Annotated in this window: 15 protein-coding genes; 6 read left to right on the top strand and 9 right to left on the bottom strand. The window is 52.7% G+C overall.

Features of this window, described 5'->3' with window-relative positions; all coding sequences use genetic code 11:
* Positions 1–67 precede the first annotated feature (67 nt).
* Both SJI00_RS21210 and SJI00_RS21215 read left to right on the top strand, forming a co-directional pair.
* The gene (locus tag SJI00_RS21210) at positions 68–421 is read left to right on the top strand and encodes a lytic transglycosylase domain-containing protein (RefSeq protein ID WP_322463641.1); all 354 of its coding nucleotides are present in this window, start codon (positions 68–70) and stop codon (positions 419–421) included.
* Positions 422–726: 305 nt separating this feature from the next.
* On the top strand, positions 727–1,173 hold the full coding sequence (locus tag SJI00_RS21215; RefSeq protein WP_322463642.1) for a prepilin peptidase: 447 nt from the start codon (positions 727–729) through the stop codon (positions 1,171–1,173).
* 114 nt (positions 1,174–1,287) lie between these two features.
* On the opposite strand, the gene SJI00_RS21220 is transcribed toward SJI00_RS21215, so the two are convergent.
* From SJI00_RS21220 to SJI00_RS21245, 6 genes are all read right to left on the bottom strand, one after another.
* A complete protein-coding gene (locus SJI00_RS21220) occupies positions 1,288–2,919 on the bottom strand; it encodes a DNA sulfur modification protein DndB (protein WP_322463643.1) in 1,632 nt (543 codons plus the stop codon).
* A gap of 320 nt (positions 2,920–3,239) precedes the next feature.
* Positions 3,240–3,512 (bottom strand): HU family DNA-binding protein, encoded by a 273-nt coding sequence (locus SJI00_RS21225; protein WP_322463644.1) that lies wholly within the window; start codon positions 3,510–3,512, stop codon positions 3,240–3,242.
* Between the two features lie 26 nt (positions 3,513–3,538).
* Positions 3,539–3,808: a hypothetical protein gene (locus tag SJI00_RS21230; protein WP_322463645.1), complete on the bottom strand. Its 270-nt coding sequence runs from the start codon at positions 3,806–3,808 to the stop codon at positions 3,539–3,541.
* An 85-nt stretch (positions 3,809–3,893) separates the two neighbouring features.
* Entirely contained in the window at positions 3,894–4,460 is a 567-nt protein-coding gene (locus SJI00_RS21235; protein ID WP_322463646.1) for a hypothetical protein, read from the bottom strand.
* Entirely contained in the window at positions 4,457–4,744 is a 288-nt protein-coding gene (locus SJI00_RS21240; protein ID WP_322463647.1) for a hypothetical protein, read from the bottom strand. Before SJI00_RS21240 ends, SJI00_RS21235 begins: the two co-directional genes overlap by 4 nt.
* 21 nt (positions 4,745–4,765) lie before the next feature.
* Positions 4,766–6,592, bottom strand: coding sequence for a DNA cytosine methyltransferase (locus SJI00_RS21245; RefSeq protein WP_322463648.1), 1,827 nt, complete (start codon positions 6,590–6,592; stop codon positions 4,766–4,768).
* A 188-nt stretch (positions 6,593–6,780) separates the two neighbouring features.
* Here SJI00_RS21245 and SJI00_RS21250 point away from each other — a divergent pair, with 188 nt between their 5' ends.
* Together SJI00_RS21250 and SJI00_RS21255 are read left to right on the top strand one after the other, a co-directional pair.
* A complete protein-coding gene (locus SJI00_RS21250) occupies positions 6,781–7,383 on the top strand; it encodes a hypothetical protein (protein ID WP_322463649.1) in 603 nt (200 codons plus the stop codon).
* 142 nt (positions 7,384–7,525) lie between these two features.
* A complete protein-coding gene (locus SJI00_RS21255) occupies positions 7,526–8,608 on the top strand; it encodes an SEL1-like repeat protein (RefSeq protein WP_322463650.1) in 1,083 nt (360 codons plus the stop codon).
* 140 nt (positions 8,609–8,748) lie between these two features.
* Here the strand turns inward: SJI00_RS21255 and SJI00_RS21260 are convergent, their stop codons facing one another.
* Positions 8,749–9,324, bottom strand: a complete 576-nt coding sequence (locus SJI00_RS21260; RefSeq protein ID WP_322463651.1) for a hypothetical protein — start codon at positions 9,322–9,324, stop codon at positions 8,749–8,751.
* A 265-nt stretch (positions 9,325–9,589) separates the two neighbouring features.
* On the opposite strand from SJI00_RS21260, the gene SJI00_RS21265 reads away from it, so the two are divergent.
* Positions 9,590–10,816 carry an Ig-like domain-containing protein gene (locus SJI00_RS21265; protein WP_322463652.1) on the top strand — a complete coding sequence of 409 codons (1,227 nt, stop codon included), beginning with the start codon at positions 9,590–9,592 and terminating at the stop codon, positions 10,814–10,816.
* Positions 10,817–10,862: 46 nt separating this feature from the next.
* Here the strand turns inward: SJI00_RS21265 and SJI00_RS21270 are convergent, their stop codons facing one another.
* A complete protein-coding gene (locus tag SJI00_RS21270; protein WP_322463653.1) occupies positions 10,863–11,171 on the bottom strand; it encodes a TrfB-related DNA-binding protein in 309 nt (102 codons plus the stop codon).
* Between the two features lie 161 nt (positions 11,172–11,332).
* A complete protein-coding gene (locus tag SJI00_RS21275; RefSeq protein ID WP_322463654.1) occupies positions 11,333–11,530 on the bottom strand; it encodes a hypothetical protein in 198 nt (65 codons plus the stop codon).
* Positions 11,531–11,958: 428 nt separating this feature from the next.
* Here SJI00_RS21275 and SJI00_RS21280 point away from each other — a divergent pair, with 428 nt between their 5' ends.
* Positions 11,959–13,284, top strand: a complete 1,326-nt coding sequence (locus tag SJI00_RS21280) for an OprD family porin (protein ID WP_322463655.1) — start codon at positions 11,959–11,961, stop codon at positions 13,282–13,284.
* The last annotated feature ends 346 nt before the right edge of the window (positions 13,285–13,630 follow it).

Below are 13,630 nucleotides of genomic sequence, written 5' to 3' on the forward strand. Positions count from 1 at the left end.
GCCATTCGCATTGGCGGTCATGCTTGTTACGGGACACGCATTGGCCGACAGCCAGGTGGATGGTTGCATGGCCAAAGCAGCTGCTCATCATCATGTGGATCTCGCGCTTCTAAGGGCGATCGCGAAGGTCGAGTCAGATCTGAATCCAAAAGCTATTGGCAAAAACAAAAATGGCACCAGTGATACCGGGCTCATGCAGATCAACGACTGGTGGCTCCCGACCCTGGCAAAGCATGGCATCAAGAAAGCTGACCTTCTCGATGCCTGCACGTCTGCCTATGTTGGGGCGTGGATCCTCGCGCACAGCATTAAGAGGCACGGCCTAACATGGCGCGCTGTGGGTGCATACAACTCGCCTACCCCAGCTAATCAGAAGATTTACGCTGATAAGGTCAATCGGGCGCTCGCGCAGCATCCCTAAGGTCTATTTACCTCCTCCTTGGCTTCTAACCACCCAAACCCTAAGTGCCTCCTATCATGCTCACGTGGCCCCTCTTCGTTTTATCATCTGTGGCTGGCTTGCTAGCAGGCTTAGTGGTTGCAGCCACTAGTTTGGGCATACCTGCCGCCCTCGATCGCGAATGGAGAGCAAGTGCAATCGACTTCCTAAAGCTTCCGCCTGAAAGTGCTCCAGCTCAGCTGGACAAGTCCTTCGGGTGGGGATTGGGGGGAGGGCGGCGGATAATTGCGATCTGCGCTGCCTGTATGGCATTAGGATGCCTGTCTATGTGGCAATACGGACCGACCATTTCTGCGTTGCTGTATGGCATGGTCTTCTGGATGCTCATGCTGGTCGCGATCATAGATTTCGAGACCTATTACATCCCTGATGCAATCGTGTTGCCGCTGGCCTGGGCTGGACTGCTCTACTACGCGGTGTTAATCCCTAGCCAGGTGCCCGACCATGTTGTAGGTGCCGCAGTAGGGTATTGCGCCCTGAGGTGGCTCCCAGTGGGTCGTGGGGACGCAAAACTTTGCGCGGTTGCGGGTGCATGGCTAGGCATCGGGTCAATGTTGACCTTCAGCCTGATAGCGAGTGTGCTGGGCGTGCTCGTTGGGATCGTCTACTTGATGGTCAGAAGGAGATCGGGGCCGTGCCCATACGGCCCCAGCTTAGTCGCAGGATTTATCGCCACGCATCTGATGGCAGTCAATAATGTTGTGCTTTTCTGACACCTGGAATTCGCCTTGCCGCGCTGGCCTTAGCAGCCAGTTGCGCATTTCATGAATCCATGCCGCGATCAAGTGAGGGCCAACCAGATGACCGGCCCTTCGCTGAGGCCCGGTTCACAAATTCGCTGAGCGTTCGGCCACGGATCGGACCTCGACTCTTTCATTTACGCTAGCCAGATCCTCAGGGAGAGGTACACCGGTTAGCTGCAATAGCTTTGCAGCTGTTGACTTGGTGCCGTCGGTGGTCTTCTGCATTTTGCCCAAGACCACGCATCGATTTTCCCACATGGGATCGAGCTTGGCTGAATTGATGTTGACCAGCTTCTCCATCACCATCCAGTTTGCTCGATCCGGGTCTAGGACCTTCTCGTAACGGTTGAACTCGATCAGCCGATTGCCGTGAAAAAGGGCCACACGGCCGAAAATCCCCAGCGCCTCCAGGAATACTGCGTGACCGATCACCATTGTCTCCCGTATGTCGTAAGCTGCGATCTTGCTCTCAATCATCTGGGCCCAGTTAGGCAGATGCTGGCCACATTCAGCTAGGAAGCGCTCCACGAGGCCTGACGCTGCATCCAAACGTTGCTTTTCTTGTTGCCCGATCGTCTTCTCGTTTACACCGGTTAGCAACGTAACGAATTTCTTGAATGCGATCAGGCTCCAGAGCTTGTAGGAGCGCGGGCCAGGTGTTGAATTTTCGAAGTCGATGCGTTTTTTGATTTCTGGCATCGCCCCCAGCATGCACTGAATCCAGCCGTTGTATGGATTGCGTTGATCGTAGAGTGCATTGAGCGCTGACGACGGTTTCACCGCTTTACTGTTGATGTCGGCGAACATCTGCTGTGATTTTTTCAGGCCCTGGTCAAAGTGGATTTGCACAGGAGCTGTCTCGTTTTGCAGCGTAGGGTCACTTCTAAGCGCCAGCTCGATAGCGTGACGGCGATGCTGGCCGTCATTTATGAGCATGGTTGCGCTCATGGGAATATGCAGCATGCCCAGCTGACTTACGCCACCCATGGGCTCAAATGCCATCCGAGTGTCTACGCTGGCGGTCAGCGCAGGAAGTACGTAGTCATCCCGGTTCTCAAGCAGGTAGTCGCTTATTGCCTCGCCACGCTTCTTGTTGAGCACGCGTTGAGCGCGAAGCTCAGCAGGTACCGCTTCCTCGTCAAAGACAAAAAGCTTGGCGAGGATAGGGTAGGGGATCTGCGCGAGGTAGAATTCGCCGCGAGCTTGAATACCTCTGACAGCAGGCACCGCAAAGCATGGCTCGTTGCGGATCTCATCGATGGCCTTCTGCTCGGTGTATGCTCTCGATCTTTTCTGAGCTTCAGCTTGCCTCAGGTCAGTGGCATTCATATGTTCTTGCCTGACTAGAGGCTCGTATTTTTCTCGAAGCTCTTCGATCGTCAGCCCTAGATCCTGAAGGTGGTACCCAGCATCATCTGCGAACGGAGACCGCTTACCAGTCAGCTCGACCGACAGAATTGCACGCATGAGATCTAAGCAGCGATTTTCCCGCTTTGCGACGTCGTATAGCTCTATCAGATCCAGTGCAATATCACCCTTCTTGCGTGGCTGCTCAGACTCCACAGCTATGAAGTCATTGCGGCCAATGTTGCGTAGGAGAAGCTTGGCGGCCTTCTCTTTCGCGATCGACAACGTAGTGTGTACTGATACGATCTCGCCGCACTCGACGTGTTTGTCAAGATAGGTGCTATTCCTTGAAACGACGCAGTAGTGCATAGAAGTGGTCCTCGTTGAATGAGTTGAATAACCACTATTGTACGCCCCCGCAGGCGTACAATCAAGTCCGCATATGAAAACCCCGCGACATGCGCGGGGCGGGGGGCACAGAAGTTTGTGTCTGACGGTCTCTTGTCCTGTCGGGACAAAGCCTCAGGTGATTCGGGTCCAGACATGATGCGCAGCCGCACCAGTTCGGATTCGCTCGCTCCTTGCGTAGATCTGATCCAAGAAGCGTGTTCACTACCGACTGAGTACGGAACTGGTGTCTTTAGCGTGAGAGACCCGCTTAAAGCCCATCAGCAACAAAACCAGTAAGATCAGCGCACGGCTTCATTTAGGACTTTGCCTGGCTTGAAGGAAGCTGTGGTTTTGGCACCGATCTGTATTTGCTCACCCGTACTAGGGTTGCGGCCGACGCGGGCTGCCGACTCTTTCACCTTGAAAGTGCCAAAACCAACCAGGACAACCTCACGTTTTTCTCGGAGCTCCTCCCCGACGATGTCTTGGAACGCTTCCAAGAGGGCGGTGGCCTTGCCTTTGGAGACGTCTGCGCGCTCAGCAAGGGATGCTATCAGTTCAGATTTGTTCATAAGAATACCTATAGGGTGTGGGATTTTTAACGTGACTTATCGAGGAGAATTTTGCCCGCATAAGCAATGGTGAGACCAACGAACAGGCCAACGGCCATGCCCATTGTGCGATCGTTCTGCAGAGTGCCGAACAGATAAAACATCACACACGCAGCGCTAACTGATACCTGAAGAATTGAAGCCCAGGCGAACCACTCAACGCGCTTGAAAATGCTAGCCATGTACCACGCCGCGATTGCTGCTGGCAGCAGTAGCATTGGCACGAGGACAAGGGTGAAGCTTAATGGCTGTTGCAAACTTGTGGACCTTTTGTGGGAGTGCTTACGAGACTCTGAGAGTCGCAACCTTAATGATGCAGGTCCCCAGTTGCGACTTTCAAATTCACCGTTGAGACGGCCCGCTGCTCACTCTGGTTGCTTGTTCCTGCTGCTGGCGCTCTTCACTACGCACCTGCACGTTCTCTAGGCCTTTATTGAATTTGGATCGCAAGGATTCAGAGCTTTTCGGGTCACCGCTATCCAGCGCCCGGTCATTTGCGAATTCGCGTTTAAGCAACTGGTTCTCACGCTTCAGGTGATCGGTTTCTTCGCTGAGGCTTTGGAAGGCCTGCGCAACCTTTGCAAGACCCGCAGCAATCGCGCCGGAACCGAACCCACCCACGACAAGCTGAAACGCCTTGTTTGCCGCGTCAAATGGCAGCTCACCTTTCAGTGCAGCGAGAGCCATCGATGAATCGGGATTGTTGATGTGGAAATAGGCTGATGTAACCGCCTCAGGATTCCCTGTGATTACGCCTGCAGCGTACACGGCCCCGTATGCAACCGCCGCGCCGAGGAGGGGAGTTGCCGCGAGGGCGAATGACTTTTCGGGGGAGGTCATGATGCCTTTGGTGAACTGGCTGAAGTTGTCGTTCACCTTTTGCAGAAAAGTTTGCTCCTGGTGGTTCATGCGCCGACTCCTTTCGCGATCGACGGGAACTGAACCTCGTAAATCCTGCAATGCTCTTCGGTTCGATTGAGCATCTCAGGTACATCGACAGCGTCTAGGGCGGTGTTACGATCGCGAACTTCAATCAGGAAGGCCGCGTAGGTCACACCAATTTTCAGGGTGACATCTATCAACTGCGCGCTTGCTGTTGACTCCTTTACGGTTTGGTTCAATTGTTCGAGGCGTGTAATGAGTGCTTTGGCTCGTTCCGCATTAGGATGTGACTCAATGGTTGGCACCGACATAGATATCTCCTTGACTGTTTATTACATACGCATGCCATAGCTCGGGCGAGGGCGCTCGAACTCTGGTTCGGATACCAACGATTCAGCCTTACCAAACAGCGCCAGCTGGTTGCTGTGCTCAGGCTGAGTCGCATGGTCGGGGGCTTGAATTGGCTCGCGGATCTCGTGCTGGGAGCCTACCGATTCAGGCATAAAACGCGGCGCAGGCGTATCGAGGTGTTCAATCTCAGGAGCTGAGGTCTTAGAAGCGTATCTCACTCTCAGAGTCTCACCTAATGCCACCTGACGTAGGTCAGATGCTTTGTGAAGAATGCCGACGCCACCACCAACGTCCTGAATAACGATGCCGACATCGCTGAGGCTTACAGGACCTTCGTAAGTAATTCCTGCCACGGCTGGTCGAACCTGGCTCACCACTGAACAGGCCCGTTCCTGAATTGAATCTGCTACTAGCTGCACAAGCTGGCGTGCACCAAACTCGCCATTGTGGTGATAGTCGAGAATTGATTCACCGAGCAATTTGGCTGCTGCAACAAACGGGTCGCGTTGCACGCCTTGACCCAGTGCCTCGAAGGCAATTGTCTTGGAAAGTCCTTCTACGACACTGGGTGGCCACTGCATCGCCCTTGCAGCCTCTGCAACTGTGAGCATGCGCAACAGCTCAGGATCACTTGGATGCTGGATTTTGGCGTCCGTACTACGGTTTTTCGCATAGCCTTTGGTGATTGTCGTGATCTTCGGCGAACCTTCTTGGAAAACTTGCATCTTGAAACTTTTGCCGTTTTCTATATCGCGCTGCTCTTTATCCTTCAGGCCTCGCATTTCGCTCCACATAGGGTCATCTGGCGAGATTTCATCCATGATTTCAGACAGGGTCAGATCCCGTTTCTTCGGCATTTGCAACATGTCCCAGTCGAAGTGCATACCCTTAGTGACTGCGACCATGCACCAACGCTTTCGGGATTCTAACGCGTTGAAGTCCTCGCCTTTGAGCACCGTCTCGTGGGTTTCGTATCCCAAATCGCGGAGTTGGTGGCGCAAAACGGAAGCGCTTGCGGTGCTGCTATACGGAACAACATTCTCAAACAGCAGAAATGCCGGGTTCGCTTTGGCGATAATCATCAAGGCTGCCACAAAAAGATGGCCTACTTGGGGGTGATCCTCAGCCTTTTCAGTGCCCCGCTTAGCTCTGCCTGAGACACTAGCCCCTGAGCAAGGCAGACCCAACTCGATGCCCTCGTGCTTCGGAACGTGCCGCATAGCAGCCTCATCGAAAGCGAATTCTTGCATTGGGGCAGCAACCTGAATCGTACTTTCTGACCATTCTGATGCGTGGGAGGCGTGATCCAGCAATTCAGGCCGGATCTCGTTGACTAGGCCCTTTTCGGTTTTTATCCCCGACTGGCGAAGCCCTTCGTGAACTGCCTTTGAAAGCAGGCCCACGCCGTGTGACAGACTGCCGATTTTAAGGGGGATGCCATTGACGAGCTTGTGGTTTAGCCTATTGAGACGCTCTTTCTTACGTACCTCTGACGCCAACGGAAGCAAGTAGATCTCGCCTTTGCGCTGAACCAGGCGAACAGATTCCATACCCTCGAAAAGCGCCAGCAAGGCTTTACTGTTCAGGTCGATGATCGGAAGAGGCTCACCGGTTCGCGATGTACGCTTGCTTTTGCTGACCACTCGCGACCCGTCAGGATTTGCCTGCAAGGTAACCACGCCACCTTTGAGCTTTACATCGTAGCGATCGCCTGGTTTGAATCCGGCGGAGGAGACCTCAGAATTCTCCAGCCAAATGCGAGGTTTGCCTCGGTTCTCGCCCATTTTCTTTATGAAATAGCCTTGCATCTGCCGAGTCCTGAGGAGTAATCAACGTAGAGTATTATTAAACCTTGTCAAACTCCACTGAAAAAGCTTGGTCCAGGTCTTGTTTTGTTGGCGTACCTGCACCAGACTGATATCACGATTTGATACTAAACGCTTCGCTTTGGCCTTTCGACCAAATGCAATTTCTCCAAGGCTGGGAGGCCTGACGCATGAGTACACAAGGTTCCAACGTGATTGGGCTGCCCGCTCGAAAATCGACGGCAGGGCAACACCGTTCCCCTGCCGCGCAAGGCGCTATCAACACGATTGCGTCCAGCTTTAAAAAGCTGATCCACGAGGCCGTTCGCGGTCAATGGACCGACTCAGGAGCGCCTACAAGACAGGGCATTGTGTACGGGGCATACAACCAAATTTCCTTCACAGCATCCGACGGTACCGTCACTCACGCCTGTGGTAGCTCAATCACAGAAATGCGTGATGCACGTGCTTATACCCGCAACGCTGTTGAGCTTCGGTGTGACGCGCTTGGCCTAGCGATATATGTCTCTAGCGTCAAACAGATTGACCCGCGCATCCGCAAATTCGAATCGTATCTGCGTGTGGCGAGCTATCAGTACAAAAAAGAGACGCCTGAACTTGGCAAGGCATATGATCCCGCTGCGCTCTACGCCAAGCTGCACACGATCCTTATCTCAACCTACAACCAGTTATCGCGGGAGTACAATCTCGCCGGGTTGAATGTCGCCGACCTTACCCTAGTCTCGGACCATCCGACCCTGATTCCAAATGTTGTGATCACCGAGCCCTGCTGAGACCGCAGGGTGATGGCTTACTATGTATATAGATACGGTATATAGTAATCAGCTAACGCGTGCTCCAATCAAGTTGCCCGCCAAAATTAGCTAGGCTTTCACCATGCTTAATCTGACGGCAGGGCTAGCCTTGGAGCCTTGAATGAACCGTCGATGCGCAATCCTTGCTGCTGTTCTGGCCAATCTTGCCTTCTCGGGCTGCTCCCTAACGCCTTCAGTTCAGCCACGCACTCCAAAACAATTGTTTTTGCAAGCTGATACCGGCTTGCAGCTCCCTGAAGGCGTCTCTGAGTCCTTCCCCTATGAACCACCCACCAATCAAGAATCCGAATCTATTCAGGAAGCAGGGTCGTGGGTGACCGTGGATCTAACTGTGGTCGATCCCCAGTCGCCCCATCAAGGCTCGGCGCTGGACCTAGCGCTCTCTCAGCGAGATCCAGCATTGAAGGTCAAATATCTCGAAAAGGCTGCCGCTCTTGGAAGCGGAAAGGCTCACTACGAACTCGCTAAATATTACTCAGGCATCAGGCCTGCCAATATGAAGCTCGCCCGTGAGCATGTGGAAGCCGCCGCGAGCCTCAACGACCCAGAAGCCTCGCGGGTCATAGGCTGGATGATGATTCGAGGAGATGAAGGCTATTCACAAAACTTGGTTGGGGGCGTGGCTGTCATGGAGGTTAACGTTAGCGCCAGCGTCCGCACACAGCGCGAGCTTGGCATGCTCTTCTGCAACCTATACAGCGACTATAAGCTCAACGACTCAGCGAAAGGTGAAGCCTACCTTGTGCAGGCATTCAATGCGGGGGACGTCCCTGCAGCTGCGGCCCTCGGAAAATTTTATATCCAACAAGGTAGGCAGATCGATGCCATAGCTCCGCTAGCTTTTGCTGCCGAGAGAAATGACCAGGGGGCTGCCAAGATGTTATCCGCGCTGAACCCCCAGCCAGTCCGAGCCCAGGCCTTTGTTTCGAACATGCCCGAGGACAGTGGCGCGAGCGGTGAGATTTACTATCAGCGCGGCGTGGACCTCATGCTGCGCAAGCACAGCCCGAGCGATGAGGCGCGAGCATATGCCTTGTTCGATCTGGCTGCAGACAAGGGTCACAATCTAGCGCGGGCCGAGTTGTCTGCCTTGAGCGGGGTTAAGCATATTATGGATGAGCAACAGGGGCCAGGTTGGCTAGATGCTGCTAAGCGGGGGCTGTCAAATGAAGCCGGAGGCTGAGCAGATCGAGTGGCTCCAAGATCGTCAAGGCGTGCGAGTCACGGCTTTAGAACTCATTCCAAGGCCACGGGAGTCGACCTCAAATATGCAGAGATGACGGGCTGTTTTAAGAGCCGTCATCCTGAAGCCTTCCCCATGTATCAAGACTCAACGCTCAAGGCTGTAAGCGCGTCAATAGACTTTTGCAGTGCAATACGTGCCTGAGAGCTTCGATGGAGCTCTCCCCTCTGCTCATCGACTCTGGCGTGTAACTCACCAATACGCTTTTCCAGCTGAGCCTCCTTGGCCTCCAATTGTGCACAACGGATCTTGGATTCCGTCAAACCATCATTGACTGCATTCGCGATCAAAGTCGACTGCTGCAGCTGGGCATGCAGTAGTCGATTTTCGTGTTCGAGCCCATGCAGCTGAGATTTGAGCGCGATCAGCTGATCGCTAAGGTTAGCTAGCTCCGCGCCTGGTGTTGGCCACATGGATTTCGAGGAAGATTGGGAAGGACTCATCACGCAGCCCGACCCTTTGGCAGACTCGCCATCTTCATGCGTCGCGTCTCGCTCTCCCTGGTCAATTGCCTCTGACCAGATTCTCATCAGCCGCTTTGGGTTTCCTGCGCCGATGACAGTACGCAATGAATTGCCGCTGACTCGTTTACCAAGCTTTTGGAGAGTGACGCCAGCGCTGATGATTTCTGATTCCGAGACAGTCGCGGGACGCATTTGGACCTCAGCGGGACAATGAAAAATAGAAAGCTGGTTAGACGAATTTGAGGCTGCATCTGGTGCTCAGCTCTAAGCCTCATATTCAGCGGGACGCTGGTCGACCTAGCATACGAGTGTCAAGCGGCTCTCGAAAATTCGGATAGCAATGTAAAATATAACAATACGTTGTAAAGTGCCAGCTTGGCCGCCCTTTAAGGTGACCCTCAGCCCCGATTTAACGAGGCGCGGAGACAGATGCATCACAATCGAGAAGGATCAAGAGATGCTACACCAAGGTTTGAAAGTGAGAGTGCTGGCACTCGGCGCATTATGGTTGTGCATGAGTTCGAATGTTAGCGCAGCGCAACTCAAAGAAAATACTGCGATAGTTGACCAAGATATTCACATCCCTGGAATGGCAGTGATCATCTCCAAAGGAAACGAGACGGGTTGCGATGCATCCAGACATGAAAAATGGGACACCAATAAGGGAGGCTGCTCAAATACCGAATATATGAAAGAAAACTCACAGGTGATATCGGTCAGCTCTTCTGAAAGTCGACTGTCGATAGGTGTTAATGAATCGACTGTGTTAACGGCAACAGTGCGCACGAAAGATGGTCAGCCAGTAGGATCGGGCGTGCTGGTGAGCTGGACGGCCTCCTCTGGTCGCTTTTCCTCCAATACAAGCGTGACGGGGGAGGACAGCCGATCCTCAGTAACCTTTTCAACATCTGGAGGGACTAGTGCAGGCGTAATCTCGATTGGAGCGAGCGCTAAGGGAGGCGGGGCAACAACATCAATCGAACTCGTCAACAGTACGCACGTTACATCGCTCTCTGCTAGCCCGCCAAGCGTACCTGCTGATGGCACTAACCATATTATGCTTCAAGCCACACTCGCATACGAAAATGGGAGGTCTGTAGGCGCAGGTGAGCCACTGCAGTGGAGCACCAACCTAGGCAATTTCACCTACACAGAGAGTCAAACAAACCCAAATGGACAGGCAACAGCCTACTTAGTTAGCAGCACCCCAGGAAGCGGGGTTGTGACTGCCACGCGAAATGGAGCAGCGCAAGCACAAGTGAACTTTGAAACGCTGGTGCCAGTCGCCCCAGCCGGTCCTGAAATTTTAAGCTTCTCGGTCAAAGGTAAGTCGGGATCTAATGGTTACGCGAGGAATTACACTGAAAATCAGGCTTCGTTTGATTACGATAACGCAATGTGGGGCGACGTTATTTTTTCTTGGACAGTAAGTGGGGCAGACCGTTATGAACTGGTCGATAGGTTCGGCGTGGTGCATTATTCTGGTAGTGAAAGCTCCTTACACTTCAGAGATAAGCCGTTGCCCCCGAATCAATTCGATAGTCAGCTGTACCTTAATGCAAGCCCAGGGCGAAAAGGGTCTGAAACCTTCACTCTGAAAGCTTATCAGGGTAGCGTTGTCGTTAGCAAAACGATAACGGTAACTTCTTTCTGGGAATCATGTGGAGGCGGTTGCAGTATGTGATGTCAAACCCCCACCGAGCCTGAGGCTTTGGTGGGGGTTCTAACTTCTAACGCGACTCATCCAGTTTATTTCTTTCTCGCTCGATCTCAATCTTTAGCTTGATCGAAACTTTCTCCGGCATCCATCCCTCGAAATGAACCCACCCAGTTGGGACGTCTTCTAAAGCAGCGTAAACACGTTGCATAGCTTTGCTTACATTTTGCCGCGAACTTCCTACTTCCTTGGCAGCGGCCGAGGGAGTTTTACCATCAACCAAAATGAGCTCTGCCAGACGGATCGTCCCCATGGATAAGCGAATCAGCTTGTGCTTTTCGCTCTCAAATTCATCTCGTGTCATTGTGATCGGTTTGCTCATAAACGTTCGCTCCATAATTGCGTCGAGCCGCCTGGCTAGCGTATCGAGCGGTTGGGACTGGTAGACCTAGAAATTTGCCCTTTTGCTGAGATTGGGTCTAGTGCAATAGTTCAGGAACAAAAAACCCCGCTAATAGCGGGGGTCTTTGTCTGTCTAAGAGCTCACTGCCCGTTTTGGTTGCTCTCACCCCAACCCATAGGATCAAGCTTGGACTCGAACTCGTGCGCACGCACAAAGGAGGAGGGTGGATTAGCCCGTTTCGCTTCAGCTTTGTCATGCAGGTCTGAGACGGTTGAGCAACCAGAGATGGTGGCAGCACAAGCGATGATAGCGGCCAGTGCGAATTTCGTTACCTTCATGATCAAGCTCCTTGGATTGAGTATTCAGCTGCAGCGGCTGCTGATGTGTCCATGATAATGCCAGGTGTAATACCTGTCAACTACGGATTGACAGGTATTACATGACGCTCTACAGCTCTTCGCTTTCAGTACTACGGCAGCGTTTCCACTACCCTTTGGCGGACCGGCCCAGCGTATCCCGAGAAGGCTTCAGTGCACTGATAACTAGGCTAGAGTGGATCGTCGTCGATGTCAGACAGGGAGCCTAAAAGCAGTGATTTCAAAAAGCCACTATTTTTGTGCTACTTTAGTCGCTCTGAGCGTGATTTTTATAGCTTCAGGGAATATGATCCAGTGTGTTTGTTCCTAGACATGTTGCCTAATCGCGTTTAAATTACGCCAAAATAAATCAAAAAAACTGATAAAAATTAATAGCATAGGAGCAGGATGTGAACAACCCCTCAACACTCGCTGTAGCGATCACGCTCGCCACCATTTCTTCAGGTGCGAATGCTGCAGGCTTTATCGAAGATTCGAAGACCACCATCGCAGCGCGTAACTTTTATATCAACAGCGACAATCGCAGCGGCGCTGCACTTCCAAGCAAGCAGGAAGAATGGGGGCAGGGCTTCATCCTCAACTTTACTTCTGGCTATACTCAGGGAACTGTGGGAGTCGGACTCGACGTTATTGGGCTTTATGGTATCAGACTCGATTCCGGGCGTGGCACCGCCTACAACGGTACCAATTCTGCGTTTGGGGGTACCGTCTTCCCAAGCGAGACCGATGGAAGTGCGGTTAACGATTTTGCCAACGCAGGCGCGACCGCCAAATTCAAAATCTCAAAAACGGAAGCTAAAATCGGCACTTTGATGCCTAAGCTGCCAGTGGTCCAGTACAACGATGGTCGCCTTCTACCGCAAACGTTCGAAGGCGCCCAAGTGACCTCCAACGAGATCGACAATTTGACGCTTGTCGGCGGTAAGTTAGAGCATGCCAAGGGACGCAACTCATCCAACAGTGATTCACTCTCTATTGCGGGCTCCAATGGTCGCAGCGCCACGGCGCAGCGAAGCAACAAGTTCTACTATGCAGGCGCGGATTACAAGCTGAGCAAAGATCTGACTGTGCAGTATTACTATGGCAATCTAGACGATTTCTACAAGCAGCATTTTTTGGGCCTTACTCACTCTCTAGCTCTGCCGGTAGGTAGTCTCAAGTCTGATCTTCGATATTTCAACAGCGACTCTGATGGCAAGAATGCCTCTGCTGAGGGCCGACTTGCAGGCTATCGTTCCTCCGGCTACCAAAACAACGGTGAAGTCGACAACCGTACATGGAGCGCACAGTTCACATACAGCCTGGCTGGCCACGGACTCACCGCTGGGTACCAGCGCGTCAACGGGACTAGTGACTTCCCATTCCTTAACCAGGGCGACGGCGCAACCAGCTACCTGATAACCGACGTACAAATCGGAAAGTTCCAGCGTGCAGGCGAGAGGACTTGGTTGGCAAAGTACACCTATGACTTCAGCGCTGTGGGTGTGCCAGGTCTTACTTTCCTTGCTGCTTACTTAAAGGGCACTGATATCAATGCCCCGACCTCCGATCGCTCGGAATGGGAGCGCGATCTCACTCTGGGTTATGTTGTTCAAGCAGGTACTTTCAAAGACCTCGGCATCCAGGTCCGCAACGCGACTCTTCGTTCCGACGCTGTCAACCAGCGTGACCAGGATGAAACACGAATTGTCTTTAACTACCCTATCAACCTTTGAGCATTAGCTCAGGGCTTCAAGGTTCGGGTGAAAATGTTGTGGCACCCCTTGTCGCCTCTGGGCGATTTGTTCTAGAATGTAACTTCAATTGCTCCTACGTTCGCAATTGAGTGCTTCATTTTAAACCCGATCGCCACGGCCATCGGGTTTTTTTTGCGCCGCATTCGAGTCTCAATTCCATCCTATCTGCTCTCTCATCATCTGCTAGCGATTGTACTAAAGATAGGCACGTTTTTTATGCGCAGGCTTTTTAGAAACAACCTGGCGGTGAGCCGAGTCAGATCAGGCACGGGCCCAAGAATGCTGTATTTCTGAAAGGGCAGAGTCAGCCCTTTGGATGCCGTAT

Source organism: Pseudomonas gebzensis, assembly GCF_034427815.1.
Classification (GTDB): Bacteria; Pseudomonadota; Gammaproteobacteria; order Pseudomonadales; family Pseudomonadaceae; genus Aquipseudomonas.

What these genes read in the sequence shown, in the direction of transcription:
- SJI00_RS21210 (WP_322463641.1), top strand. Translation starts at nt 68, where the DNA reads ATGGCCAAAGCAGCTGCTCATCATCATGTGGATCTCGCGCTTCTAAGG.
- SJI00_RS21215 (WP_322463642.1), top strand. Translation starts at nt 727, where the DNA reads ATGTGGCAATACGGACCGACCATTTCTGCGTTGCTGTATGGCATGGTC.
- SJI00_RS21220 (WP_322463643.1), bottom strand. Translation starts at nt 2,919, where the DNA reads ATGCACTACTGCGTCGTTTCAAGGAATAGCACCTATCTTGACAAACAC.
- SJI00_RS21225 (WP_322463644.1), bottom strand. Translation starts at nt 3,512, where the DNA reads ATGAACAAATCTGAACTGATAGCATCCCTTGCTGAGCGCGCAGACGTC.
- SJI00_RS21235 (WP_322463646.1), bottom strand. Translation starts at nt 4,460, where the DNA reads ATGAACCACCAGGAGCAAACTTTTCTGCAAAAGGTGAACGACAACTTC.
- SJI00_RS21240 (WP_322463647.1), bottom strand. Translation starts at nt 4,744, where the DNA reads ATGTCGGTGCCAACCATTGAGTCACATCCTAATGCGGAACGAGCCAAA.
- SJI00_RS21245 (WP_322463648.1), bottom strand. Translation starts at nt 6,592, where the DNA reads ATGCAAGGCTATTTCATAAAGAAAATGGGCGAGAACCGAGGCAAACCT.
- SJI00_RS21250 (WP_322463649.1), top strand. Translation starts at nt 6,781, where the DNA reads ATGAGTACACAAGGTTCCAACGTGATTGGGCTGCCCGCTCGAAAATCG.
- SJI00_RS21255 (WP_322463650.1), top strand. Translation starts at nt 7,526, where the DNA reads ATGAACCGTCGATGCGCAATCCTTGCTGCTGTTCTGGCCAATCTTGCC.
- SJI00_RS21260 (WP_322463651.1), bottom strand. Translation starts at nt 9,324, where the DNA reads ATGCGTCCCGCGACTGTCTCGGAATCAGAAATCATCAGCGCTGGCGTC.
- SJI00_RS21265 (WP_322463652.1), top strand. Translation starts at nt 9,590, where the DNA reads ATGCTACACCAAGGTTTGAAAGTGAGAGTGCTGGCACTCGGCGCATTA.
- SJI00_RS21270 (WP_322463653.1), bottom strand. Translation starts at nt 11,171, where the DNA reads ATGAGCAAACCGATCACAATGACACGAGATGAATTTGAGAGCGAAAAG.
- SJI00_RS21275 (WP_322463654.1), bottom strand. Translation starts at nt 11,530, where the DNA reads ATGAAGGTAACGAAATTCGCACTGGCCGCTATCATCGCTTGTGCTGCC.